Origin of the sequence: Vibrio nitrifigilis (assembly GCF_015686695.1) — a bacterium.
Classification (GTDB): domain Bacteria; phylum Pseudomonadota; class Gammaproteobacteria; order Enterobacterales; family Vibrionaceae; genus Vibrio; species Vibrio nitrifigilis.
The window spans coordinates 213,996-236,868 of sequence record NZ_JADPMR010000004.1; the positions used below are offsets into that span (position 1 = coordinate 213,996).

A 22,873-nucleotide genomic window follows, 5' to 3' on the forward strand; every position below is an offset into this window, starting at 1 on the left:
ATCTTGTGAAAATCTACAAATTAACCCTTTATCAGTACAACATTTGGTAGTTGGTCACACTCTTACATTTCGACATGTTTTCTGAATTATTTGTTCAGAATCTTTTCAGAAATTGTTTGTCACGGATAATGATAAAAATAAATTGAAATTTTTATTTCATTTTTTTATTATGTGAAAAGTGATGAATAAGCATCAAAGTTTAAAGAATCAGGTGTTCGCGGCATGCTGGAATTTTCCACTATGAATACCGCCCTTGGTTCATCAATTATGTCGTATTTTGGGAGGAAAAGGATGCCGTTACTGCAATTTGATCTTATTGAAGGGCGCTCTGAATCAGAGATTAAAACATTATTGGATACCGCACACGAAGTGGTGCTTGAAGCGTTTCAAGTTCCAGAGCGTGACCGCTACCAGTTAGTACGAGAAAACAAACGTTACCAAATGGTTTTTCAAGATACTGGTTTAGGCTTTGAACGCACTGATAACTTTGTATTATTACGTGTGTTTACCAGTCCGCGTCCTGCCGATCAAAAAGAGAAATTTTTGAAGCTATTGGCGGACAAGTTCAAAGAACGCTGTGGTATTGAAGGTAAAGATTTGATGATTACTTTCATCAATAATGATAAGAGTGATTGGAGCTTCGGCTTTGGTGAAGCTCAGTACGTTACTGGCGCTTTATAAGGTGTAATGACGTAATCATAATTAACCTTCTGTTGGATAATAAAGGAAGAAGCTTATTGCAAGTTTCTTCCTTTTTTTGTTGTTTTCTTTCCTTCATTTCGAGTGATGGACACATTCCAAATTCTGATTTATTCAAATTTGATCGCTAAATTACGAAATAAATATTCAATTACCTTTTCTAAGCTTTACATATGATATGGCTAAAATACTTAGAGCCATCCATTCCATAAACAGAAATATAAATAGATATCTTATAATCACTATAAAGTTGATTTTTAATTTAAGATGTTGTTTTTTAGTTGTTTATTTGAATTTGTGATCCATGCTTAGTTCCTCGAAATTAGGGTCTTTTTAGTGTGATCGTTCTCCTGTTTCTTTCTATTTTTGGCCAAAAAGCATGAACTACCTAACGAAGATAATTATCCGTTAATTTAACGTATGGAATTTATATTTCATTAGGGTTTATGATAATGCCATTCGCAGAGCAGGAAAGAACAATAAACAGAAGTGTCGTGCTAAATAACCCCTACAACTGGACACTCTGAACTTGAATCTCTGTTGATGTCGATAACGAAACAATGGGTAAGAGGAAGAATTATGAAACTGGCATTGTGTACCGATGTACTGGCGGACCTCTCTTTCAGTGACATGTTGAAAAAAGCAAAAAGTTATGGAGTACAAGGTGTTGAGATGACCGCTGGTGGTTGGTCTCCTTGTCCTCATGTAAACACACGTGAGTTATTAAGCGACAGTGCCAAACTGGCGCAATTTAAAGCAGAACTAGAAGAAAATGAATTAGAAATTGCAGCGCTTAACTGTTCAGGTAACCCTCTAGCTCCGGGCCTATTAGGTAGTCAGCATAGTGAAAGCAGTTATGCAGCCGCTGAGCTAGCTGGAAAGTTAGGGGTGAAAAAAATCGTAATGATGAGTGGTCTTCCTGGTGGTTGCGCTGAAGATACCATTCCAAACTGGATCACTTCGACTGTGTCTTGGCCAGATTACATGCCAGGTGTTGTGGAGTATCAATGGAACGAAGTTGCTATCCCTTGGTGGAAAAAATTTGCTCAATACGCGAAAGATCAAGGCATTGAACAAATTGCGATTGAAGAATTTCCGAATCAACTAGTTTATAACCCTGCAACCTTGTTGAAACTGCGTGAAGCAGTTGGCGGCATTATTGGTATGAACCTAGACCCTTCTCACCTCTTTGTTATGGGAGCAGATCCAATTGCTGCTGCTCGTAAATTGGAAGGTTCGATTTATCACGTCCACGGTAAGGATGCTCGTATTGAGCGTGGTCTTGCAGATATTGATGGCTTACTTGAATACCGCCCTGTCACTGATACCAAAAACCGGACATGGAATTATGTTGCGGTAGGGTGTGGCCATGACTTGATGTGGTGGAGAGAGTTTTTCTCAGTGCTGAGTATGACTGGTTACGATGGTTGGGTTTCTCTAGAAATGGAAGACTTAACTATGTCGGTTGAAGCGGGCATATCCACTTCGATTTCTGCTTTACAGCAATCACTGTCTTACTGAGGGGGGAGGTAATGGACCGTACTCGTTATAATGCCAAATACGTATACTGGCTATGTTGTATCGCCACTTTAGGTGGTGTTATGTTCGGCTTCTCAACTGGGGTAATTGCTGGTGCACTGGACTTTGTTCAACAGCACTTCCAGTTGAATTCCACTGAAACTGGCTGGCTTGTATCCAGTATCTTCTTCGGCTGTATTTTTGGTGCAGTCATCGCCGGTAAGCTAGCGGACAAATGGGGACGTAAAAAAACCTTACTCCTTGCTACCATTGCATTTATTTTTTCAACCATTGGTTCGACATTTGCCGATTCATTCACTGTATTTTCCATAGCGCGTATCATTTCAGGTGTCGCCATTGGTTTTGCAAGTACCGTTGCTCCTATGTATATGGGGGAAGTCGCTCCATCAGAGATTCGTGGTAAATCTTCAGGGATTTGGAACCTATCTTTAGTGGGCTCACAAATGGTCATCTTTTTAATCAACTTTTTGATTGCAAAAGGTATGGCCGACACATGGTTGATTGAAATCGGCTGGCGTTGGATGATGGGGGCTCAATTTGTTCCTGTCGTATTGATGCTGGTATGTACGCTGATTCTTCCAGAATCGCCTGATTGGTGTATCAAAAATGGTCGAGTAGATGATGCACTTAAGATATTGAGTAGAATCTACCCAGATTTAAACGAAAAAGAAGCACGTGCCATTTTTGAAGCTCGCCGAGTTGAAGAAGAAAAAGCCAATGCATCAGCTTCAAAAGGTGCAAACAGCCTAAGCTTTATTTTTAAAACCCCCGTTCTACGCTACGGACTCATTGTGGGCTGTACGGTCGCTGCTCTGCAACAGCTGACAGGGGCTTCCATCGTGATGTATTACGCTCCGGTTATTTTGCAAACTGGTGATACTACGAAAGAAATGATTTTATTCCAAACTATCTTTATCGGTTTGTTGAACGCTATCGGTGCCTTTGTGGGAATGAACTTATTTGACCGTTTTGGCCGTCGACCGGTGATGCAAATCGGGACTGTTGGTTCGGTTCTTGCTCTGCTTATAATTTCTTACAGCATGTATTTCCACCAATCAGGTTACCTAGCTATCTTTGGCGCTCTGTTCTTTATCGTGATGTTCGCTATCAGTTGGGGGTCTGGTTGTTGGGTGCTGATTTCAGAAATATTCCCAGCACGTATTAAAGGTTATTCAATGGGCTTGGCTGTTATGTTGATGTGGATCGTTAACTTCATCGTAGCGCAAGTTTTCCCAATGATTAACGATATTCCTGCTCTACAAGAAGCCTTTAATGGCGCTTTCTCCATGTGGCTCTTTGCGGCGTTAAACGTGTTCTGCCTATTCTTCCTGACACGTTATGTTCCTGAAACAAAAGGCGTTGCCTTGGAAGATATCGAAGACTTAATCGCAAACCATATGAAACATTTGGCGAATCGTTCAGTGAACCCTACAACAATTGAACATTCAGCCACAAATAACGTGAAGAGGTAATTATGTTTAAAACATTACACGGCGTTTCAACACATTACTGTAACGTACTTACTGAAGTTAGAATCGCTGCTGAAGCGGGTTATGATGCTCTAGAATTTCTTCATTATAAATTGCTGCGTTATTTAGATAATGGTGGTTCAACTGCAGAGCTTAAAGCTCGAGTTGATCAATATGGTCTAAAAGTCGCTTGTTTGAATGCGTTGATTGATATCGAACGCTACCAAGGTGAAGAAAAAACACAAATGCTCGCTGAAGCGGAACGTTTGACCAAAATTGCAGCCGAGTTGGATTGCCCAACTATCCAAATTTTGGCTCAACATGGGATTGACCATTTACCACAAGATCAGATCATGGATATCATGACTGAAAATATCTCTCAAATTGCTGATATCGGTCTTGAACATGGTGTGCGTTACCAAATTGAAGTGATTGCGCATACTAAATTTAATACCTTGCCTCAAGCGTTAGAAGTGATCAAACGTATTGGTAAGCCGAATGTGGGTTTGGTTATCGACTTCTGGCACCTATGGGCAACTGGCACTTCAACACCAGCTGATGTTGCAGCGCTTGATCCTAAGTTGATTTTCGGTGTTCACTTCTGTGATGGTCGTCGACCAAAAGAAGGAGAAGCTTGGGAAGAAACTGTATTACGAGCTTACATGCCTGGTGAAGGTGATATCGACGTTCAAGCTTGGACAGATGCAGTGAAATCTACTGGATTCGATGGTTGTTGGTCTGCTGAGTTGTTTAGTCCTCGTTGTTGGGAAATGGACCATAAAGAGCTTGCTCAACAAGTCATTGAGAACATGGCTAAATACACGGATTGATAAAATATTTTTGGGCTTTTTACCCAACGATTCGCTATAAAATAAAAGGAAAGCAGTGATTGCTTTCCTTTTTTTTGTTTTTTGTAGCGAATCAATCCAAATATAATCAAATTGGATTAATAGAAAAAATGCCATTAGTTTCTGAGTCTTATCCAATTATGCATTACGACGTATAATAGGGCACTTTGTATTATTTAACGGAATGTAGGTAATGGGCGTCGACGTCATAGTTAATCAGATTATAGTGTTGTTTCTTTTGATGGGATTAGGATATTGTTTGGTTAAGTATAAAGTCCTAGATAAAGCGACTTGCGATAAGCTGACTTGGTTATTGTGCTACGTTGTCATGCCATGTTTGATTTTTAATGCTTTTCAAATTCCGTTTACTGATGAACTGTGGCACAACTTTGTGCTGATGGCAGGGTTAACGTTTGGTATCCATTTTCTGTATATCCTGCTGAGTAAGATCTTACTGAATAATCGCCATCTCAAAAAACGTTCGCTAGCAGAACAGATGCAATTTACGGCGGTCTATTCCAATTGTGGCTTTATGGGCCTTCCTTTAGTCATGGCTCTGGTTGGTAGTGCAGGGGCTTTTTATGGGTCAGTTTACATTGCGGTAAACGGTCTATTTGTGTGGACTCATGGACTGCTAACTTACTCTGGACGTTTTGATCGCCGCTCTTTACTCAAAGTCGCGTTAAACCCTAATACTATCGCTTCAATCGTAGGTTGTTTATTCTTTGTTTTTTCAATCCATTTACCGACCCCAGTTCACTCTGCTATTGGTCATGTTGGCACGATGAATACCGCGTTATCTATGATTTTGGTGGGTGCGGCGATGGCTCAAGTCGAAATTCGCAAAATTTGGCTCAACAGCTACGCCTGGATTAGTGTATTCATGCGTAATCTGCTGTTTCCGGGGATTGTATTGATTGGGCTATTCTCACTTAATATTCAAGGTAATCTATTAATCATCGCCATGGCGTTAAGTGCGTGCCCTGTCGCTGGCATGTCCGTTCTTTTTGCACAATTAACTGGTAAAGATACTGATTTCCCATGTAAGAGTTTGACGCTATCAACCATTGCAAGTTTGGTGACTTTGCCGTTGATGCTTGCTTTAGCGTCTTTGTAATAAGGTCACTTCGAAATATGAAATGAATTAATATAAAATATTAGACTCTGTAATTAGACTTTTTGCTCTAGTGTTCTACACTTATTTTGTTTAATTCATGTGAACACGCTCAATACAACGTTTTTGAGACATCCGTGTTAGTTGCTCATCATCATCATTGATGCGAAGCAAGTGGAATTGGTGGTCAGAGGCCAATATCCGATTGTTTTGTTCAGTGCGGGGGATGAGCTTTTTTTTATCAAAATTTCACAGCGGAAACGTTCATATTTCTGATGTTCATAAACGTTAAATTTGATAATAACAACTTGTTTATTATTGTTTTAATTGCGTGACAACCGTTCATTATCACCTTCCTCACATTGAGCATGTGCTGTGATTGTATATAGTAATATAAGTGTGTATTAAAAGAGGTAAATGACCGATGAGTTCTGTTTTCGTAGTAGGGGCTGCTGGTAAAGTTGGCCACCAATTAGTGCGTAAGTTAGTGAAAAATGGTCATGATGTCTTAGGGATGGTCCGTAACGATGAGCAACAAGAACTACTTCGAGAGTATGGTTCTCACGCTGTGTATGGAGATTTATTAGAACTAGCCGTCCATGAATTAGCGTCTTTGATGAAAGATTCTGAATGTGTTGTTTTTACTGCCGGGGCGGGTGGTAAAGGTGGTGAAGCGATGACCAATGCCATAGATGGTAAAGGGTTAGAGCTTTGTGTCGATGCAGCTCTGCTTGCTAAAGTGCCACGGTTTATTCTTGTCTCTGCTTTTCCCGAAGCGGGTAGGGCCAAATTTATTTCTGACACGTTTGAAAATTATATGCAGGTGAAAAAAGCGGCAGATGTCTATTTAGCTCAATCCACTTTAAAGTGGGTTATTTTGCGTCCGGGTACGTTAACGGATACGGTCGGCAGTGGCTTGGTCAATATGGGGCCAGCGATTCCTTACGGCGACATTTCACGTGAAGATGTTGCGGCAACGTTGGTCGCCTTAGTCGAGCATGAAGAAGTAGAAAAAAGAATCATTGAGCTAACTCAGGGAGATACATTTATTGAGCAATCGATTCGCAAACTTAACGAGTAATGCATGCTTGCTAGCTTGTCACTGTGGCAATATTTCACTTGAGTTAAAGTGTACTCCAACATGGGCTCGTGACTGCAATTGTTCGATTTGTCATAGATATGCTGCGCTTTGGAGTTACGTACCTAAGCCACAATTTTTGGTGACTTGGTCGAAAGAAGAACCCAAAGGGTATTGTTGGGGCGATGAACAGGTTGTATTTTACCATTGTCCTATCTGTGGATGTATTACTCATTATGTTACGACTGAAAAATGTGACGAGCAATTTGTGGCAGTGAATATGCGTATGGCTGAATTAACAATGATCTCGCAGCTATCGATTGAGCACGTTGATAATGCTGAGTAGGTATCAAAGCATAAAGGTTACTTGGGGATATAAATAGAAAACCAGCCCTAACGAGAGTGGGCTGGTTGCAAAGATGACTGAGCCAATGTTTGTTAGCTTTTAGGCTTTTTCGCTTTGATGTACAGATCTTTAGTGTAAATTTTGCCTTCGGCATTGTGCATTGGAAATCCCCCCACGGTAGGGCGTACTAACCTTGCTTGCATGTAATAATAAATAGGTGCAATGGGCATATCCTGACTTAACATGGATTCTGCTTGGTCGTAATTATGATTACGTTCTCCAAGGTCCGTCGCGACCTGAGCATGATTTATCACAGCATCATACGTTGGGTTACTATAAAATGCATAATTACGCTCATTACCTGCAGTAAAAAGACTTAAGAATGTAGAGGCTTCGTTGTAATCGCCACACCAAGACGCACGCATAATGTCAAAGTTGCCTTGTTTGCGTGATGACAAATAAGACTTCCACTCCTGATTTTCTAACGTAATGTCTGTTCCCAGTGTTTTGTTCCACATGGAAGTGATCGCTACTGCAATCTCTTTATTGGTTGCACTGGTGTTATACAGCAAAGTTCCTTTTAAAGGGTGTTGTTTATCGAACCCTGCTTCCTTCATTAACGCTTGAGCTTTCTCATCTCGCTCTTTTTGGGTCATTTGCGCATATTTAGGTTGGGTTGCTTTAAATCCGGCGACATCCTTATGTGCGAATGTATAGGCTGGGATGTTGCCTACTTGGGTAATGCCATCGGTAATTACATCGCGGTGAATTGCATAGGATAACGCCTGACGAACTTTTGGATTATCGAAAGGTTTGTGTTGTGTATTGAACGCGTAGTAGTAGGTACAAAGCAGAGGCGTCACTGTATAGGCATCTGCGTGCTCTTTTTTAAGCTTTGGTGCCATTGCCGCTGGAACATCAGATGTAATATCGACTTCCCCGGTTAAGTATCGGTTCATCGCAGAGTTCTGATTCTCAAATGGGATATAAACCACTTTATTAATGACCGTGTCTTTATTATCCCAATAGTTAGGATTACGGGTCAGTTCAATACGTTCATTGACTACCCACTTTTTAAGCGTGTAAGCGCCGTTTGACACAATATGGCCCGCTCGTGCCCAGCGATCCCCATATTTTTCGATAACCGATTTAGGTACTGGCATCATGGCGGTGTGAGCGGTCATCGCAATAAAGTAAGGGACCGGTTTTGATAAGGTAATTTGCAACGTATGCGGATCAATCGCTTTTACCCCTAATGAATCTATCGGCTTTTTACCATCAACAATTGCTTCTGCATTTTCAATTTGCGCCAATTTCAGATACCACGCGTTAGGTGATGCTGATTTTGGATCGGCGAGTCGACGTAGTGAATAAACGAAATCGTCTGCTGTGATAGGTTGTCCGTTGGACCACTTGGCATCCTGACGTAACGTAAATGTATAGACTTTGTTGTCTTGTACAACCCAGTTTGATGCTACACCAGGAATAATATGACCATTTTCATCTTGTATGACCAGACCTTCAAAGAGGTCTCGGATAATATGCATTTCAGCTAGGCCCTCCGCTTTCATTGGATCAAGCGTAGCGGCCTCAGCATCGTTACCACGAACAAGAGTTTGTTCTTTTGCTGGAGTAAGAGTGATATTGTCGGGGATATGAGCAGCGTAGGCGGAAAAAGTGGTTACACTAAAAGCGAGTGAGAATACGCTAGCACAAGACTGTTTGATTAATGGATTCATAAACGCGTCCTTGGAAAAGGTTACGGGCCCTAGGTTATGCACAATGAACATACTATACCTGTTATGCTATTAAGTTACAGTGGGTAGAATCGGATTAATATCAAGATGTTGAATTTATGTGCGAATGGATAATGGATTGGTGATGATATGAGTAACGGTGATCAATATAAGCAACTTTCCCAGAGAGGAACGTTTACCTCCAAACCTGTCGAGTATGGACGTTCTGTTCTAGGGGCTCCTTTATTCTATTTTCCCGCCCAATCTCATTCACCAGAAACTGGTTTGATTATTGCGGGTACTCACGGAGATGAAACCGCCTCTATTGCTCTATTATCTTCCGCTTTACGTAGCATAGAATACTCTAAGCTGAGCCATCACCTTATTTTGTCGGTTAATCCTGATGGTAATCAGCTTGGGGTCAGAAGTAACGCGAATGGTGTTGACCTTAACAGAAATTTTCCGGCAAATAATTGGGACCCTAGCGGTACTGTCTATCGCTGGAATAGCAATTGTCCCGAACGTAATGTGCGTCTGAGTTCTGGTCATTGCAAAGCATCAGAACCTGAAACACAAGCATTAATTAAACTTATTGAGCACCTATCCCCCAAGTTTGTGATCAGTTTTCACGAACCTTTAGCCTGTATTGATTCGATAGATAAACTAGGGTTAGGCGAACGCTTATCGGATTTATTTCAGTTACCGTTAGTTGCAAATGTTGGGTATGAAACTCCGGGGTCTTTTGGTACTTGGTGTGAGCAAATTTGTTTGCCGAATGTGACTCTCGAGTTACCAGCCATATCCGTTGACGACGTGACTCAACAATACCTAGATGCAGCGATACAATTGTTAACACAATCCAGATTCTGATAATCCCAAGTCAACGTAATAGTCACCTTAATATATACCCCAGTAATCTCAAGATGCTGTTTCAGCGAGAATGGTTTCGCTCTTAGGCAAGGCTCTGACTCGAAGTGCTAGGTATTTGCGGATAATTATATTGATAGCTTTGTCTAATTAACGGCATAACTCTTAGTGACATCTCTCAAATTTAGCTTATCAAGGAAATAATAAATTGCTTTGTTTTTCGGCCTTGCTAGGATTCGTTTGTTCAGATAACGCTGCTTAGGCTTAATTGTTGACCATGAGATTATATAAACTCAGGCATCAAAAGCAGTGTTTATAGTGAGCGAAAGCATTGATAAAAATTATTTTTCAGAGGCTAGAATCAGTATGAATTGGTATATACAAGTTATAAAGCGTGCAATTAACTTTGAAGATAGAGCAAGGCGAAAAGAATATTGGATGTTCTATCTTTTTAATATGATCATTTTATTTGTAATCGGCTTTTCTTTTCAATTGCTACAATCAGAACTGATATTAGAAATAGGTGGCACTTATATTGCGTTAATTATACTACCTTGTTGGGCTGTGACTGTTAGAAGGTTGCATGATGTGGGTAAATCTGGATGGTTTATTTTTATTCCAATTGTTCCTCTCATTGGTTGGATTATCTTTTTATACTTGTTAATTAAAAATGGGGATCCATCAGATAATCGATTTGGTCCAAATCCTAAAACAGTTTCATAAAAAATAGGCCTAGCTATGCTAGGCCTATTTTTTCGAAGGTAATCTTTAGCTTTAACTTTTCATCAATTTTGAATAACGTCTTTGCCATAAACCTACAGACTTCCAGATTATGAATGTAATTAGGGCTCCTAAATAGCCGTCGCATGCATAATGCCAACCTAAATGTATTGATCCGAAGAAAATAACAGCGACATATAGCCAGGCGACGATTCCCCACTTTTTGTTCAGCTTAGTAATGGATAAAGCGATCAACGTAACGCTAGATACATGAACGCTCGGCATTGCTGATATCCCTATGCCTGGCGACAGTGATTGACTAGCGTACGCATTCCAAAGAAATTCTTGTGTGTGCAAAGACCAAACGGTAAAAAAACTTTTTTGATCAATAAGGTATTCATTTTGCTGATGCAGAAGAGACATTAAATCTTCGTAAGCTGTCATATTGGGGAATAGCCTATGCGCATAAACGGGTCCTCCTGAAGAAAGAAGAATAGCAATAAGTCCACCAACGACAAACCAGACTAGGCATACAGAAATGATGATTTGTTCTCGCTTAACAGGGTGTTTTAATTGGCAGGTTGCGAAAACAAAAAATATCCAGATAATGAAGATCCAAATGTTATAAAAAAAGTTAACAAAGGCGGTGACCCAAGGAGACTTAAATAAGGTATGGGTGATCTCCCAAGGATAATATCCAAAGTGAGTGATCTTATCGAATTGTGATAACAATGGATCCAGATAATATGGGTTAACGATTGAAATTGCTGTTTTTAAAGAGGTAAAACAAGATAAAACCAGTGATAATGCTATAAATAGCAATATCATATTGATCATTTCATGTTTATAAGAAAAAAAGTATTTAAACTTTGAAATAAACAGTTTTGATGGGTTGGGTTTTAGATGGAATAGTAAATAGAAATAGTAGCATATAAAATATAAGGCTCCGGTTGCACCCAGTGCATAAAGCATGAACTTTACATAAGTAAGTAAATCGAAATACTGCATAGCGTGGAAGACATGGCAGATCACGTAAGTCACACTACAAATGATTAACGCTACGATATATATCGATTTATCGCGTACGATGGGAGCTAAAATCTTATTCATCAAATTTTTTATGCAAAACAAAGATTAATAAAAGTTATCATCTATTTTAAATGGAGTGATGCTCTCCTATCATAAATGAGAGGGGCGTCTAACTTATTAATGTAACGATTATACTCAAGCACCTTCAAGATGCTGTTTCTTAGCAAATACTTGTAGACAACGCACGCATTTAATTTCTATTTTCTCTATAGTGCTCAACAATTTGGGCGGCTTTAGTCGCCAATAATGGGCCAAAAATCAACATAAAGAATAGTCGGCATGTTTGCATTGCCATAATAAATGATACGTCAACGTTACTTGAGGTAGAGGCGATGATTGCTATTGAATCAGCTCCTCCTGGGCTCATTGCCAAATAAGCCGTTAGGGGATCAATGCCAAAGTATCTGACTAAACCAACAGAGAGTAGCGAACAAAAGCCAATCAGTAAGAGAATTGAAAAGAAGATATTTGGCATTATTTTTATCGCGTAACGTGTTGCTTCACCAGTAAAGCGAGCACCGATATTCCAGCCGATAATGGCATAGCAGAAAAAGAGAAATGGGGTTGGTAAATCTATTTGGAACCAACCCCAGTAATTAACCGCAATACCCAAAAGAATGGCAATAATAAGTGGCCCAGAGGGTAACTTGAGGTATTTACTGGCAATCACACTAACTGCAATAAGTACGAGTGTTTTTACAAAATTAGCCCATTGCACGGTTTCATAGAGATGTAATTGATGATCTTGGTTACCAGCAATGTTTGGCATGAAAAAATGGGTCACTAAGACTGCAGCAAGTGACACCATAATGACACGTAAATACTGCATTAAAGCCACTAATCTAACATCAGCGCCATAGTCTTGAGCCATGAGTGTCATCACAGTTGCGGCACCCGGGCTACTTCCCCAAATCGCAACGGTACCAGGCACCACTCGACGGTAAGCAAGGATACCACTTAGCACTGTACTCGCGATTAATACAGACAGCACGCCGCCGAAAAATAACAAGAGGTGTTGGCTGATATTTGAAATCGCATCGAGTGGTAGGGCGAGAGAAATCATGACTCCAATTGTTCCTTGGCAGCAACGAATCAAAGGTTTAGTTGGCTGCATGACAATGTTTTTTTGCGCAAAGAGAATGGCGACAAACATAGGGCCAAGTAAGAACGATGCTGGCAGACCTAGATATTGAAGTGCAATGGATATCATTAGAGATAGCACACCTAGCAAAACCCAACGCGTTTCTCTTTTTTGAACAGGCAGGTGTGTAGAGATAAATGACATAAATCGCTCTTCTTTTATAAGGTGCAACAGGAGTAATGCCGCACATAATAAACAAGGGAGAGGATGGTGGCTAGAGAGGAAAGGTATAAACGTTCGTGTTCGATCATTTTATTTATAGGTCTATTGATTTCATCAGAGGAGTGAAATGTGATCTGATCACAAACGCTTGTCGCATATAGTGAGAATTTATGACACTGATTTCCATTACTTTCTCACTTGGTGGGATTGGATGTAAAATTTGTTGCGTATAGAGCTTGGGTAAATTTTGGGTTCATGCTATTAAAATAGACATAAAAATAAATAACTCGAAAGTTTTGGAACTTGGATGTGTTGAGGCAAGGAGCGATAAATACAATGAAAAACTTATCGATGGCTGTTGTCGTTAAAGACCATACAGTGTTATTGCAACAACGTTATCGTGGAGCAAAAGACGTCATTTATGAATTTCCTGGTGGCTCTATTGCTGATAATGAATCTGGTGTATTTGCTGCCATTCGTGAATTGTGGGAAGAAACAGGTGTATCAGGTGTTCGCACTTTGGGAGAGTACACGTGTAAGAATCGGTTTGGTGGTGATAGTCATTACGTGGTTCTTGAGCCTGCTGCAGATGTTTTTCCGCACAAAGCTAACTCAGAGCATATATTGGCATGGTTACCCTTAACGGATATACCACATGAAAAGCTCTATCCTGCAGATAAAGAGTTTGTTGAGCGCTATTTGCCACACTATATCCAGTAACGTCATTTAATAAAGACGGAGGCGAGGCTTAATGCCTCGCTTTTAGGTGTGAACAACGGGTTGTTATTGGTTCTCTTTCTCGTCATTAGAGAGTGATTGTGGGCCGGAGAGATGTTCTTTAAACCAGCTCACGACCAAATTAATTACCGGTTCTTGATACCAGCTGACATCTCCGTGTCCGGCTCCTTCGACCAGATAATAATCAACACGGTTTCCTTCTTCTTTTAAAGCTTGATAAAACTGAGAACCTTGGATAGGTGACACTAGAGTATCGTCACTGCCATGCATCAGTAGGAAAGGGGGCAGGCCAGATTTAACATGTCCCATTGGTGATGCGTAAAGTGCTTTCGTTTCATCACTATCAATGGTGCCACCAGGGTGGTCGGAGAAAGCGACACCATTGACCAATAAAGCTTCGGTTACATTGTCTTGGAGATGGGTTTTATAGTGACTTCCTTCGTAGCCTTCACCAATGTTAAGCAAGTTTGAAATGCCATATAAGCTTGCGACAGCTTGTACTTCCGATGTTTGGTCAACAAACCATCCTTGATCAAACTCTTCGATATCGATGGTAGTCCCCAGCATTTCAGCTAACCAGCCTCCTGCTGAATTACCTAAGACACCAATGCGAGCTGGATCAATGCCATATTCTGTGGCATTGGTGCGTAAGAAGCGAATTGCGGCTTTACCATCAACTACTGGAGCTGGGAATACATCAGGAACAACACGATATTCAGCGGAGCCTACAACAAACCCAGCTTGGGCGAGAGCAACCCGCATTTCCAAAAACTTATCTCTTTCCGCCGTAGTAAAGCCACCTCCTGGGAAAAATACGATGGCCGGTTTTAATTGTGATGTACGTGGAATTAATAACGACATTTTCAGTAATCGGTTTCCGGTCTGTTTTTTTACTTGGGAATACACAACATCACTAATGGAATCGACTGGAACTCGTTCTGGTTTACCCATTTGCATGACCTGCACTCCGTCGATATAACCCGGTAGAGTTTCTGTCTCAAACTTGGGAGGTTCATCGATAGTCAACAGACGACAAAGAGAGGGATGTAATTGGGATTTTTTACCAGACATATGACCACCTAAGGCTGTTATCAGTTTGATAGAGTTGAATTATATCAGTATAAACTGATTGGCGTCGTGCATCCGGTCTGACTATGTGCATTAGGAACAAACTTTGAATCCGTGGTCACAGTTTTTCACGGAACAAGTAGTTCTATTATTGCAAATCGATCAATTAGTACGATCGTTAGGATACGGTTCAATGGACGGTATCAAGAGTTTGATAAAGAAAGCAGGTCAGTGATACCTGCTTTCTAGGATATCCCTAGTGGCTAACTTGTTGTTCTATTAGGTGAGTAATAGCATCGCCTAGTTGTTGAGTCGAAGCATTACCATTCATATCCGGAGTGAGGTTATCTTGTGCGGCTATGACTTTTTCAATAGCCGTCATAATGATGGAGGCTTCTTGAGGTAGACCTAAATGGTCTAGCATCATCGAGCCCGCCCAAATCGTCCCAATCGGGTTAGCGATATTTTGCCCATAAATATCTGGCGCTGAGCCATGCACGGGTTCAAACATAGAAGGGAAGTTTTTCTCTGGATTGATGTTGGCTGAAGGGGCAATGGCGATGGTGCCAGTACAAGCGGGGCCTAAATCCGACAAAATATCCCCAAATAAATTGGAAGCAACTAGGACATCGAAATGTTCTGGTTTTTTCACTAAGTTAGCGCACAGAATATCAATGTGGAATTGATCGCAATCTATGGTTGGATGCTGCTTAGCAATATTCCAAAAACAATCATCCCAAAAAGGCATTGAGTGGAACATACCGTTAGACTTTGTAGCAGAGGTGACACGTTTAAGTTCTTGCTTCTGGCATAAGTCAAAGGCGTAGTTGATGATGCGATCACACCCTTTTTTACTAAATAGACTTTGCTGAATAACAATTTCATCGGCGGTACCTGGCTTAAAATGACCGCCGATGTCGGAGTATTCCCCTTCTACGTTTTCACGGACGACCCAGAAATCAATATCGCCAACTTTTTTATTCGCAAGTGGAGAGGCGATACCATCAAACAAGCGAACAGGACGTAAATTAACATATTGGTCAAATTGACGACGAATAGGCAGCAATAGCCCCCATAGAGAGATATGGTCAGGAACATTGGGAAAACCCACAGCGCCCAGATAAATCGCGTCGTATTGAGCGAGAATATCTAAACCATCGTCAGGCATCATTTTCCCGGTTTCTAGATAGGTTTCACAAGACCAATCAAAATAGTCAAACTGCAATTTTGTATCGGTTAAGGCAGCGGTTGCGGCTTGAATGGCTTTGATCCCTTCCGGCATGACTTCTTTACCAATCCCGTCGCCAGGAATGACTGCAATTTTTAATGTTTTCATGATGTTCTACATTTCCTTGTATGATACATACCCAATATTTGGAGGTATAGCGGTTAAGAACGCTATACCTGAATCTTTTAAATGTGATTGGGTATTTGTACGTTATACGTTATTAGTCACTAACCGTAATTGAATCCATTGCTACAAGAGAATTAACCTATGGCCTGAGTGACAACACCATATGTATAGGGGGCTTGCTCTGAATATGGATGAGGACCAAGCGACATCAAAGTGACGTCATCAGCTTGTTGCAAATTCCATTTTAGAAGCATAGGTTCTAAATCGAACTGAATTGGAGTATCAATACGAATAAAACGACCTTGATATTTTGCCAAAATTGATTCAATTAATGTTGTGGCCTCGCTCTGATTTTGGGCAACTACGGGGCCGATGGCATAACCGCGGCCAAAAGGTCTAAATGCGGCAAAACCCTGCAATTGATGATTTTTTTCTAGTAGCACTATCTCTTCTGAAATCTCAAAGATCTCCTCTGCTACCTTGGTTCGTTCCATCTTACTGGCGCTATTCATCAGCTCGATGATTGAGTCATGATCTGAGGTTTGGTACTGACGCAAAGACAGCTCATTGCTTAGTGATCCTGATGGATAATCAGTCGGACATTTTGCATTGCCTTGAAATTGCTTAATACGTCCATATACATGAAATCCGAGCTTTTCATACAAGGGTTTACCTGCAACGGTTGCCGTTAAAAATAGATGGCGTTGGCCTGCAAGTTGCGTGATGGCTTCCATCAATCTACGTCCTAGTCCAAGCCCCTGATATTCATCAGCAACAACGATTAAGCCGATACTAGCGTGCTGACCTTGTACAACACTACAAGCTGTACCAACAAGCTTGCCATCGATTTCTAGGCCAACAGTATGAGAAAGTTTAAGCATCGTTGCCCAATCTTCTCTGCGATGTGGCCAATGCAGGTTTTGGGTCAGTTGGTAAGCTGATTCCAAATCATTGTTATCCATGGGTCTTAACTGGTAAGTAATATCAGTGGCAGTGGCGTCGACCATGTGTTCATCCTTTATTGATAATCATTTTCACTGTTATTTCATTGACGTTAATAAAAATCAAGTAGTGGTGTCTAGTTCGGTACAAATAACCGAAGGGTAAGAGTGATAAAACAATTGCTGCTGCTTTGAGTGACCAGCTCGGCAGCACATGCTGGTAGAATTTAATTACCATGATAGGTAAGCAGATAGCCAACAAGTTAAGGAGCAACGAATGGCTTATTATAATCCCGATGAGATCGCTATTCCCAATGGGCACTTTAGTCATGGCCAACTGGATTCTTCAACTGGGCATGAACGACATGCAGTCACTCGTCCTTCTGATGGTGTGGTCTATGCCGAAATACCAATCGCAGATGGCCCATATGTAGATAGAGTGGTGCGCGCTTCTTATGAGTCTTTCCGTTCTAGCGATTGGGCAACTCGAGCTCCTCGTGATAGGGCAAAAGTGCTTATGCGATGGGCTGAATTAGTGGAAGACAATTGTCAATATTTAGCACAGTTAGAATCTTTAGGTTCCAGTCGAACTTACCAAGATGTTCTTCAGTGGGATATACCCTATGTCGCTGACACGATACGCTTTTTCGCTGAAATGGCCGATAAAGATGGTGGTTATGTTGGAACAACACAAAGCGATCGTTTCGGTATGGTGGTGACGGAACCCTATGGTGTGGTGGGCGCGATTACGCCTTGGAATTTTCCAATGAGTATGGCTATGTGGAAAGCAGCGCCAGCCTTAGCGGCTGGAAACGCAGTCGTGATGAAGCCATCAGAGCTTACGCCCTTTTCAACGTTATGCTTAGCTCAGTTAGCAATTGATGCCGGATTGCCGAATAATATTTTCAATGTGGTATTAGGAACCGGTCAAGTAACGGGGGCTGCACTTTGCGAGCATCCTTTAGTGAGCCGAGTGACTTTCACTGGTTCGACTCAGACGGGGGCGAATATTATGTCTGCGTGTGCGCTGACAGGACCTAAGCCTGCAACCCTAGAGTTGGGTGGAAAAAGTCCTCAAATAGTGTTTGCTGATGCTCCTGATATTGAGTTAGCGGCCAGCATGGTCGCAAAAGCCATTACTGGCAATGCAGGACAAGTTTGCGTTTCAGGCTCTAGATTGATTATCGAACAAGCGTTGTATGAACAATTTATTCCGCTCATTATCGCCCACTTTAAACAGTTGATTGCTGGAAAAACATGGGAGCAAAATACGACTTTAGGTCCGATTATTTCAGAACAGCAACTCTCAAGAATTGAATCAATTGTCCAAAAAAGTATATCGGATGGAAGCCAATGCCTTTATGGGGGAGAACGCATCATTGGACATGAATGTGGTACGTATTTTCAACCAACGATTTTAAAAGTGACGGGTTGCGATGATATTGCGATTATGCAAGAAATTTTTGGACCTGTTTTAACGGTACAAACTTTTACGAGCGAGCAAGAAGCATGGCAACTGGCCAGTCACAATACCTATGGCTTGGCTGCAGGTGTTCATACTTCCAATTTAGATCGAGCATTAAGAGCAGTGAGAAATATAGAAGCTGGCTCGGTTTGGATAAACCGTTATGGACGGACGTTCGATCATATTATGCCAACGGGGGGGTACAAGTGCTCCGGCATTGGTAAAGACATTGGTAAAGAGGCATTTGAAGAAAATCGCCGCAGCAAAACAGTAATGATTGATTTTGATTTAAACCCATCTAATTAACCATATCATCGAACTGTACAAGATGGCAGGAGTCCTTCACCCACTCTATTGCCATCTTGTACTCCTACCGAATACTCATTTTCGCTTTATTTTAGTTAGCCTGACTGACTAAACAGCATTCACCCATTTAATTAAGGGTTACATTTGTTATTGTTTACTAATGGTCGTAACTTGTACTTATTTTGTGTGTTTTTTGTTCAATTTGGTGTCGTTGTTAATGCGGGATTTTATTAGAAGTAATAATTTTATTAGTTACATTTATTCATTTTTAAGATTACTGTGACACCATTGAAACACAGGAAATGATATTATTATATATAAATAAAAATATCTTTATAACTACTTGATTAATATTTATAAGGTACTTTATCTATATAATTTTAAATGATAAAACACTCATGAAATAGATGTAAAATTATCTCATAAATGAGAATTTGTTTTTGCGGTGCATTATTTCTTATTTTTATTCTATGAATTGAGATAAATAAAAATTATTCTGTCATTCGTTGCTTGGATATATTAATGACATTGCTATGACTTTCATTATTATCAATAGTAACAGTTAGGTACATTGAGATAGTGCCAATTTAATATAAATAACGGTTAGCTATGGATAGGCTTTTTGGCAGTTTCTCATTTTAACTTGCACTCTGCTAAGCCATGAAGAACTCTACGCTAAACCACCAGTAGATAAATGATATATAAGGTTATTGAGACTCAGTTTGTCTAAGGGGTTTTACCTCGTAAACCTAAAATAATCAATTGTAATGTTTTCTTTCTAAGGATATAACAATGTTAATGAATTTAAGCTCGAAATTATATTCCACCGTGGATGCTTTTTTTTCGGATAAACGTGGTGTGACAGCTATAGAATACGCAATTATTGGTGTGGCAGTTTCGGCTATTGTACTGAGTATGTTTAATTCTAGTTTAAGCGATTCTCTTGAAGGTGCAATGAGCACTATCACTACTAATATTGACTCGGCTTCATCTTCAGCGCAATAAATTGGATACTGCACAATTATTGAAGTTAGGGCTAATACTGTTTTTAGTCCTAACTTTATGTAATGTTATGTACAGTGATATTACCCAGCGAACAGTTAAACATAGAGATTTGGTTCTGTCTTCTATTTTCATATTTTCTCTTCACCAAGAGTATCAAATCGATATTAATTATCCGATGATATTTCTATTCTTTATTGGTGGGATGATTTTTTGGAAACTTGGCATATGTGGTGCTGGTGACATCAAATTATTAACCATTTTAAGCTTAGGTATGAGCCAGCAATGGCTGCTACTCTGCGTTGTTATCATGTTGTTTTTGGGAGGTGTTACTGCCGGTGGGTTACTCCTTTATAGCAAATGTAGTGGCCGCAAAGAGATAGTTAACCACGGTGTACCATATGCGATACCTATCGTCTTCAGCTTTGGGTTCGGAATTATATTAACTTTTTTATCAAAATAACTTATCTCGCTGTTCTCATCGTTTTGGTGTTCTATGAATATAAAATTAGTCAGTGTATTTGCGGTAATCGCTATTGGCGTTGGTATATATGGTGTAATTGGGCAAAAACAGCCTAGGCCTCACGCTGAAACCCAAGTTAAAGAAGAGAAAAAACTGACTGTTTATTTAACTAAATCAGACTTAAAAAAAGGACATGTTTTGACACGTTCTGATGTTTATTTAGAAAAATGGCCTGAATCTAAAGCAAATAAATATGGATTGGATGATAACTTGGTCGTTAATTTATCAGACCGGCCGCTAGTTCGTCGAGATATTAATTCGGATAAGTTACTGTATCGTGATTCGCTAATATATCAGCAAGATCCAGAATATGTAGACTTTGTCGTTAAGCCTGGGTTGATTCCATTTCCAATAGAAACGAATTCAGACGCTATCGTTGGCGGTGTTATTCATGCGAATTCAAAAGTTGACATTTTAGCTTTGGCGTCAACTAGTCAAAATTTGGCGAATGATCACTCGGTAAATAGTTATAAAGGGGTTTCATTAACGCCAGTGTTAATGAACATCAAGGTACTGAAATTGACGACAGAGAAAGTGAAAAATAAAGACCAACGGGTCAATCACGAAAAAACGGCGTTGATTCTCGAGCTTACACCTAAAGAAGTGGCAACACTGACCATTGCTAAAAGAATTGCACAGATTGAAGTACATCTTGCAGTTAAAAATGCGACCGCCAAACAACTATCAGCCAATGCTGGTGATGTTTTGGAATCATACCATGCTGTAACGGAATTTCGTGCTGCGAGTGCGATTGTAAAATAGGACTTCAGGGATGACCATTCGTATATCTCATTCACGTATTGGCCTTAAATGCGGCGTATTTACATCGCTTTGGATAATGCTTTTATATCTGAATAGTGCACTGGCTGCCAATCTTATTAACATTGCCGATGGTGAAGCAACGGCAATCAAAACTAAACAAGAAATCAGTTCGGTGTTTATAGCCAATCCTACGGTTGCCGATTACCAAGTGATTGGTAAACGGAAGGTGGTAGTGTTCGGCAAAAAAGTCGGCAATACATCTCTCATCATTTTTGACGGTGAAGGTAACGATTTAATAGCAAAAACAATTGTGGTGAACCACAGTTTACTGCTGATCAAGCAGCAAGTGGCACTTCGCTATCCTCATCTAGATATTTCTATTTACAATCTTGGTCAACAAGTTGTCTTGAGTGGAACGGTTTCTTCGGAAGAAGAAAAGCAAGGCATTGCCACTTTAGTTGGCGAGTTGATGGAGAAAAGTGCAACCAAACAAACCGTATCAGTGTCGAGTTCTTCTAGTTCATCTTCTAATTCTTCGTCATCTTCTAACTCTTCTACTGGTGGGGATTTAACATTAGATACCGGTGCGACTTACCAAGGTATTGTTAATAATTTGGAGGTAGCAGTAACGAAGCAGGTTAATGTGAAATTAACAGTCGCCGAGGTATCACAATCATTTGCCGAGAACTTAGGCATTCAAATGTACTCAGATGGAAATAGCCAAGGCATTTTTGTCAACTCCTTAACCAAATTCAGCGCAAGTGATATTGTTTCTGTGATTAATGCTGTAGCCGATAACACAATTGGTCAGGTTCTTGCAGAGCCCAATATCTCTGTTATATCAGGGAAAAGTGCAAGTTTTTTAGTGGGGGGCGAACTTCCCGTCGTAACTGTGATTGATAGCAGTACGAGTGTTTCGTATAAAGAGTATGGCATTCGTTTAAATCTAGCTGCGAATGTACTTAGAGATAACAAGATCGAGTTAGCGATTAGCCCAGAAGTCAGTTCTCTTGATACCCAGTATGAAAATGAAACATACGACTTGCCCGCTTTAAAAACGCGTAAAGCTCAAACAACAGTTGAACTGGGCGACGGCCAAAGTTTTGTTCTCGGTGGGCTGTTAAGTAATGAAGAGACCGAGTCACTCTCAAAAATTCCTTATATCGGTGATATTCCTATTTTAGGTGCTCTTTTCCGTTATACCGAAACTGAACGTAAAAAAACAGAGCTGGTTATTGTAGCTACGGTAAGTTTGGTTAAGCCAATTGAAAGTGATCAGGTAAAACTACCGAGTTTTGAGCGGACAACAAATCTACAGCGTTTCTTTGCATTAGATAAAAATACAGCGTCTTCATATCCTGCGCGTCAGTGGCTAGCTAACGGAGGTTTTATTCAATGAAAATCGCTAGATGGAATCTAATTATGGCTGGTGTGATATTGTCTTCATTGCTTATGGGGTGCAGTCATGTTCACGATCGAGTCGGGACTAAAGTGACCTTATATCCAGTTACGTCAACTTTGAAACTCGATGTGACGAATTATCGTTCTGCTCAGGTGTCAATCGACCATTTTATTGCACACCACAATAAGTTGGTAGTGACGCAAATGGTTGAACTTAAATATAGAGGAAAAGCGGGATTGCGTTTGGCTGACTATACACGTAATGCCTTACTAAAGTTGGGAGTAGCTAAGGAGCATGTCCATTTACTAGCCTCAGATATGGCTTCTGATTCGTTTCTTATATTACTTACTGATTATAAAGTGAAAACCAGCCAATGCCACTATGCTAATTATCATTCATTAAGCCAGTTTACTGATGACCATGGTTGTAGTGTTGAAAGTAACCGCTGGTTATCTATGACTAATCCAGAACGTTCGGCGTCTATTTCAATGGATACTCAATAAC

22 protein-coding genes are annotated in these 22,873 nt (G+C 40.4%); 16 read left to right on the forward strand and 6 right to left on the reverse strand.

Annotated features, from left to right (window positions below; translation table 11 throughout):
• Window positions 1–291: 291 nt before the first annotated feature.
• The 7 genes from I1A42_RS17190 to I1A42_RS17220 all read left to right on the forward strand — a co-directional run bounded on the left by I1A42_RS17190 (window position 292) and on the right by I1A42_RS17220 (window position 7,093).
• Window positions 292–681 (forward strand): tautomerase family protein, encoded by a 390-nt coding sequence (locus I1A42_RS17190; protein ID WP_161156235.1) that lies wholly within the window; start codon window positions 292–294, stop codon window positions 679–681.
• 597 nt (window positions 682–1,278) lie between these two features.
• On the forward strand, window positions 1,279–2,220 hold the full coding sequence (locus tag I1A42_RS17195; protein WP_161156237.1) for a sugar phosphate isomerase/epimerase family protein: 942 nt from the start codon (window positions 1,279–1,281) through the stop codon (window positions 2,218–2,220).
• An 11-nt stretch (window positions 2,221–2,231) separates the two neighbouring features.
• Window positions 2,232–3,710: a sugar porter family MFS transporter gene (locus tag I1A42_RS17200; protein ID WP_161156239.1), complete on the forward strand. Its 1,479-nt coding sequence runs from the start codon at window positions 2,232–2,234 to the stop codon at window positions 3,708–3,710.
• Window positions 3,711–3,712: 2 nt separating this feature from the next.
• Window positions 3,713–4,537: a sugar phosphate isomerase/epimerase family protein gene (locus tag I1A42_RS17205; RefSeq protein ID WP_161156241.1), complete on the forward strand. Its 825-nt coding sequence runs from the start codon at window positions 3,713–3,715 to the stop codon at window positions 4,535–4,537.
• A 211-nt stretch (window positions 4,538–4,748) separates the two neighbouring features.
• Window positions 4,749–5,672, forward strand: a complete 924-nt coding sequence (locus I1A42_RS17210; RefSeq protein ID WP_161156243.1) for an AEC family transporter — start codon at window positions 4,749–4,751, stop codon at window positions 5,670–5,672.
• Window positions 5,673–6,093: 421 nt separating this feature from the next.
• Entirely contained in the window at window positions 6,094–6,750 is a 657-nt protein-coding gene (locus tag I1A42_RS17215) for an NAD(P)H-binding protein (protein WP_161156245.1), read from the forward strand.
• On the forward strand, window positions 6,719–7,093 hold the full coding sequence (locus I1A42_RS17220) for a GFA family protein (RefSeq protein ID WP_230389622.1): 375 nt from the start codon (window positions 6,719–6,721) through the stop codon (window positions 7,091–7,093). Before I1A42_RS17215 ends, I1A42_RS17220 begins: the two co-directional genes overlap by 32 nt.
• Before the next feature lie 92 nt (window positions 7,094–7,185).
• On the opposite strand, the gene I1A42_RS17225 is transcribed toward I1A42_RS17220, so the two are convergent.
• Window positions 7,186–8,832: a peptide ABC transporter substrate-binding protein gene (locus tag I1A42_RS17225; RefSeq protein WP_196124181.1), complete on the reverse strand. Its 1,647-nt coding sequence runs from the start codon at window positions 8,830–8,832 to the stop codon at window positions 7,186–7,188.
• A 147-nt stretch (window positions 8,833–8,979) separates the two neighbouring features.
• Between I1A42_RS17225 and mpaA the strand changes: the two genes are divergently transcribed.
• The gene (gene mpaA, locus I1A42_RS17230; RefSeq protein WP_196124182.1) at window positions 8,980–9,699 is read left to right on the forward strand and encodes a murein tripeptide amidase MpaA; all 720 of its coding nucleotides are present in this window, start codon (window positions 8,980–8,982) and stop codon (window positions 9,697–9,699) included.
• Between the two features lie 315 nt (window positions 9,700–10,014).
• A complete protein-coding gene (locus I1A42_RS17235) occupies window positions 10,015–10,419 on the forward strand; it encodes a DUF805 domain-containing protein (protein ID WP_329604836.1) in 405 nt (134 codons plus the stop codon).
• Window positions 10,420–10,470: 51 nt separating this feature from the next.
• Here I1A42_RS17235 and I1A42_RS17240 read toward each other — a convergent pair whose 3' ends face one another.
• Together I1A42_RS17240 and I1A42_RS17245 are read right to left on the reverse strand one after the other, a co-directional pair.
• Entirely contained in the window at window positions 10,471–11,388 is a 918-nt protein-coding gene (locus tag I1A42_RS17240; RefSeq protein WP_196124183.1) for a phosphatase PAP2 family protein, read from the reverse strand.
• A gap of 307 nt (window positions 11,389–11,695) precedes the next feature.
• Window positions 11,696–12,790 (reverse strand): AbrB family transcriptional regulator, encoded by a 1,095-nt coding sequence (locus I1A42_RS17245; protein ID WP_161156257.1) that lies wholly within the window; start codon window positions 12,788–12,790, stop codon window positions 11,696–11,698.
• Window positions 12,791–13,144: 354 nt separating this feature from the next.
• On the opposite strand from I1A42_RS17245, the gene I1A42_RS17250 reads away from it, so the two are divergent.
• Window positions 13,145–13,528, forward strand: a complete 384-nt coding sequence (locus tag I1A42_RS17250) for an NUDIX hydrolase (RefSeq protein ID WP_196124184.1) — start codon at window positions 13,145–13,147, stop codon at window positions 13,526–13,528.
• Window positions 13,529–13,591: 63 nt separating this feature from the next.
• Here I1A42_RS17250 and I1A42_RS17255 read toward each other — a convergent pair whose 3' ends face one another.
• From I1A42_RS17255 to I1A42_RS17265, 3 genes are all read right to left on the reverse strand, one after another.
• Window positions 13,592–14,617, reverse strand: coding sequence for an alpha/beta hydrolase (locus tag I1A42_RS17255; RefSeq protein WP_196124185.1), 1,026 nt, complete (start codon window positions 14,615–14,617; stop codon window positions 13,592–13,594).
• 253 nt (window positions 14,618–14,870) lie between these two features.
• The gene (locus I1A42_RS17260; RefSeq protein WP_230389624.1) at window positions 14,871–15,950 is read right to left on the reverse strand and encodes a tartrate dehydrogenase; all 1,080 of its coding nucleotides are present in this window, start codon (window positions 15,948–15,950) and stop codon (window positions 14,871–14,873) included.
• 152 nt (window positions 15,951–16,102) lie between these two features.
• Window positions 16,103–16,975, reverse strand: coding sequence for a GNAT family N-acetyltransferase (locus I1A42_RS17265; RefSeq protein ID WP_196124186.1), 873 nt, complete (start codon window positions 16,973–16,975; stop codon window positions 16,103–16,105).
• A gap of 211 nt (window positions 16,976–17,186) precedes the next feature.
• On the opposite strand from I1A42_RS17265, the gene I1A42_RS17270 reads away from it, so the two are divergent.
• The 6 genes from I1A42_RS17270 (at window position 17,187) to I1A42_RS17295 (ending at window position 22,872) form a co-directional block, all read left to right on the forward strand.
• The gene (locus I1A42_RS17270) at window positions 17,187–18,680 is read left to right on the forward strand and encodes an aldehyde dehydrogenase family protein (RefSeq protein WP_196124187.1); all 1,494 of its coding nucleotides are present in this window, start codon (window positions 17,187–17,189) and stop codon (window positions 18,678–18,680) included.
• A gap of 792 nt (window positions 18,681–19,472) precedes the next feature.
• Window positions 19,473–19,685 carry a Flp family type IVb pilin gene (locus I1A42_RS17275; RefSeq protein WP_196124188.1) on the forward strand — a complete coding sequence of 71 codons (213 nt, stop codon included), beginning with the start codon at window positions 19,473–19,475 and terminating at the stop codon, window positions 19,683–19,685.
• Window positions 19,686–19,704: 19 nt separating this feature from the next.
• Complete coding sequence (locus I1A42_RS17280; RefSeq protein ID WP_268982072.1) at window positions 19,705–20,145, forward strand: prepilin peptidase; 441 nt, start codon at window positions 19,705–19,707, stop codon at window positions 20,143–20,145.
• 33 nt (window positions 20,146–20,178) lie between these two features.
• A complete protein-coding gene (gene cpaB, locus I1A42_RS17285) occupies window positions 20,179–20,967 on the forward strand; it encodes a Flp pilus assembly protein CpaB (RefSeq protein WP_196124190.1) in 789 nt (262 codons plus the stop codon).
• A 76-nt stretch (window positions 20,968–21,043) separates the two neighbouring features.
• On the forward strand, window positions 21,044–22,366 hold the full coding sequence (locus I1A42_RS17290) for a type II and III secretion system protein family protein (RefSeq protein ID WP_408063543.1): 1,323 nt from the start codon (window positions 21,044–21,046) through the stop codon (window positions 22,364–22,366).
• Entirely contained in the window at window positions 22,363–22,872 is a 510-nt protein-coding gene (locus tag I1A42_RS17295; protein WP_161158507.1) for a hypothetical protein, read from the forward strand. The genes I1A42_RS17290 and I1A42_RS17295 overlap by 4 nt, the downstream gene beginning before the upstream one ends.
• The last annotated feature ends 1 nt before the right edge of the window (window position 22,873 follow it).